This window comes from Mesorhizobium sp. M4B.F.Ca.ET.017.02.2.1, assembly GCF_003998955.1.
Classification (GTDB): domain Bacteria; phylum Pseudomonadota; class Alphaproteobacteria; order Rhizobiales; family Rhizobiaceae; genus Mesorhizobium; species Mesorhizobium abyssinicae.
In genome coordinates this window covers 1-1106 of record NZ_RZOF01000634.1, presented here as the reverse complement: position 1 = coordinate 1106, position 1106 = coordinate 1, and the positions used below count along the sequence as shown (strand labels likewise).

At 66.7% G+C, this 1106-nt stretch carries 1 protein-coding gene and 1 pseudogene; both read left to right on the top strand.

Going from position 1 to position 1106, the window contains the following annotated elements; genetic code table 11:
- Nucleotides 1-41 precede the first annotated feature (41 nt).
- A pseudogene (locus tag EN738_RS34505) lies at nt 42-773 on the top strand (isoprenyl transferase); the annotation flags it as partial.
- 11 nt (nt 774-784) lie between these two features.
- Nucleotides 785-1106: phosphatidate cytidylyltransferase (locus EN738_RS34500; protein WP_189606144.1), on the top strand; the 322-nt coding region annotated here is incomplete at its 3' end.

Below are 1106 nucleotides of genomic sequence, written 5' to 3'. Positions count from 1 at the left end.
GCTGAAATCATGCAGGTTTAGGGTCGGTCCTTCACCGGCCCGAAAGCGAGACCATGGCAACGCCCGCGCATGTCGCGATCATCATGGATGGAAATGGACGCTGGGCCAAGGCGCGCGGCATGCCGCGGCTTGCCGGCCATCGCGCCGGCGTCGAGGCCTTGCGCAAGACGGTGCGCGCCGCGCCTGGCCTCGGTATCTCGTTCCTGACTGTCTACGCCTTCTCGTCGGAAAACTGGTCGCGGCCCAAATCCGAGGTCAGCGACCTGATGGGCCTCTTGAAGCTGTTCATCCGCCGCGACCTTGCCGAACTGCACCAGAACGGCGTGCGGGTGCGAATCGTCGGCGACCGGTCAGGACTGCAGCCCGACATCAGGGGCCTGCTGCAGGAAGCCGAATCGCTCACCGCCGGCAACGAGTCGCTGACGCTGGTCATCGCCTTCAACTATGGCGGGCGTGACGAAATCGTGCGCGCGGCGCGCAAGCTTGCAGCCGCGGCCGTGCGCGGCGAGATCGACAGCGAGGCGATCACGGCGGAGTCCTTTGCCGGCGCGCTCGACACCGACGGCATTCCCGATCCCGAACTGGTCATCCGCACCAGCGGCGAGCTCAGGTTGTCCAACTTCCTTTTGTGGCAGGCGGCTTACAGCGAGCTGGTGTTCCTGCCTTGCTACTGGCCGGACTTCAGCCGCGAGCACCTGGCCGACGCGCTGCGCGACTTCGCCAGCCGCGAGCGCCGTTTTGGCGGGCTTGCCGCCCAAGACGTCGCTTCGTGAGCGGCGGCCAGATGAGCAACCTCCAGCTGCGCGTCATCTCGGCGCTCGTGCTGGCCGCCGTCACCCTCGGGCTCACCTGGCTCGGCGGCTTGCCGTTCCGCTTTCTCTGTACCTTCATCGTCTCCACCATTTTCTATGAGTGGTCACGCATGGCGCGCCCGGCAACCGGCGGTTCCCTGGGCTTCCTGCCGGAGGCGCTGCTGCTGGCCTTCATCGGCTTCCTGATAGCCGGCGTGCCGGCATCCTGGCTGCTCTCGCTCGTCGTGGTCATAGTTGTGGTCACGGCTGCCAGCGCTCAAATGCGCGGGGCGGCGCAATGGGATGCCGCCGGGC